The organism is Rectinema subterraneum (genome assembly GCA_009768935.1).
Taxonomy (GTDB): Bacteria; Spirochaetota; Spirochaetia; order Treponematales; family Rectinemataceae; genus Rectinema; species Rectinema subterraneum.
In genome coordinates, this window is sequence record WESA01000107.1 from 1 (window position 1) to 2,073 (window position 2,073).

The following is a 2,073-nucleotide window of genomic DNA, read 5'->3' on the forward strand; positions in this document are numbered from 1 at the left end:
CCATGATTCCGCAGTAGCCTGACATTGCCCAACTCAATAAGTCTTTACATCAGGTGAAATAGCTGGTTTATTTCATCATTTTTTCATAATTTTATATTGTATACAGTTGTATATAGTCCACACCCATGCTATACTACCCGCACGAGGTGCCCCATGTTCGTACAGACGCTCTTCGAGAAGAAAACCGGTAGAACCTTGCTGTTCTATTACACCGCACGACGCGTAAAGGGAAAAATTGTTAAGACCAAAGTCAAAAGAATCGGATACCTGGACGAGTTTCTTGACGCGTATCCAGACCCCCTGACCCATTTCCGACAGGAAGCCAAACGGCTAACTCAAGAGGCCCAGCTGAAGACGCTGACCGTGACCTTCTCGATGGATGAGCATTTCTCGTTCGGCGCGGGATTCGCTGCAACCGAGGACGCAGCGGTGGAGAAAGCGGATCGTACCTTCCACTATGGCGTACTGCCGTTGCTCCAGCTGTACCGGGAACTCAAGATCGACGCTTTCCTGCGCATCAAGGCACAGTATACCAAGGTTGATTTCAACCATAACCACCTCTTCCAAATGCTGGTCTTCGGGAGAATCCTGTTCCCTGAATCGAAGCTCGCCACCTGGCGGGATCGGACGCGGATCCTGCAGCACAGTGACTTCTCCGACGATGCGGTGTACCGTGCACTGCCCTTCTTCGCGCAGATCAAAGACGCATTGGTGCAGCATTTGCATGAGCAAGTGCAGCGGCAATATCACCGGGACACCACCCTATTGTACTACGATGTCACGAACTACTACTGGGAGGTCGACCGGGAAGACGAGCTCAGGAAACGGGGTGTTTCCAAGGAACATCGGCCGGAGCCGATCGTGCAGCTGGGGCTGTGCATGGACAATTCGGGGCTGCCGGTCACCTACGGGCTATTCCCAGGAAACACCAACGACGTTGCCACCATGCGGCCCATGATGCAGCATCTGGCGGAAAGCCTGGGAACCAAGCACCTTATCTATGTAGCCGACAAGGGCATGATGGGGGGGATGAATATCGCGCAGATCATCCTTGAGCACAACGGCTACGTGATCAGCTCGTCAGTGCGGAAGGCAGATGCTGAGCTGCGGAGGTATATCCTGGACCATGAAGGGTACACGGAGCTCGCCGGCGGGTCCTTCAAGTACAAGAGCCGACTGGTACCTTGCACTCTGTACGTGGATACTCCGGATGGCAGGAAGAAGCAGATCAGGATCAATGAACGGCAGGTGGTGTTCTGGAGCGAGGACTATTGGAAGAAGGCTCGGCACGACCGGGATATGGCTATTGCAAAGGCGATGGCCAGAGCTGGGTACGGGGAGAACACGGTGCTGAACAACCATGCAGGCAACCGGTTTATCAAGAAAGAAATCTTCGATCCGGACACCCGCAAGGAGGTCGACCATCCTGAATTCAGCTTTGCCCTTGACCAGGAACTTCTGGACAGCGAGGAGGAACTGGATGGGTACTACCTCATTAGAAGCAATGTCGTAGGAGTACGTGAAGGAGATGCGCCCTTCAATCAGCCTTACCGTTGGCATGCAAAAGACAACCTGTTCGAGCTCAACAGGCCAGTTGTGGACCTGGACATCATTGACATGTACCGAGGACTGTGGCGAATCGAAGAATCATTCAAGATCACCAAGAGCCAGCTTAAGGCCCGCCCTGCCTTCGTACATCGACAGGACAGTATCGAGGCGCACTTCTTGAGCTGCTTTGTCGCTCTTTTGTTGTTGCGATTGCTGGAAAAGCGGACTGGTGAGAAGATTCCCGTGGCAACCATCGTGGAGAGCCTGCGGAAAGCACAGCTGGTGCAGCTCGAAGATGAGACGTACGTCAACGCCTGCTGCGACAATGTGATCGAGGCCATTGGGCAGGCGTTGGAGTTGGACTTGACCAAGAAGTATTACACCAAGGGAGAGCTCAAAGCACTGAGAGGGAAGACGGCGAAGAGCAGGTGACATGACACATCAGAAATTTCCGACCAAACAGCATAATTAATTCCATAGCAATAACTTGCGTTCATTTTTGGCGTTTCAACTGCGGAAGAAGGG

The 2,073-nt window shown here is 52.9% G+C and carries 1 protein-coding gene; it reads left to right on the forward strand.

The features are described 5' to 3' along the window. Positions 1–153 precede the first annotated feature (153 nt). A complete protein-coding gene (locus tag GAP13_RS12995; RefSeq protein ID WP_158908712.1) occupies positions 154–1,980 on the forward strand; it encodes an IS1634 family transposase in 1,827 nt (608 codons plus the stop codon). Positions 1,981–2,073: the final 93 nt, after the last annotated feature.

Excerpts from the sequence above, each read along its gene's own strand:
- GAP13_RS12995 (WP_158908712.1), top strand. The coding sequence starts at position 154 with ATGTTCGTACAGACGCTCTTCGAGAAGAAAACCGGTAGAACCTTGCTG.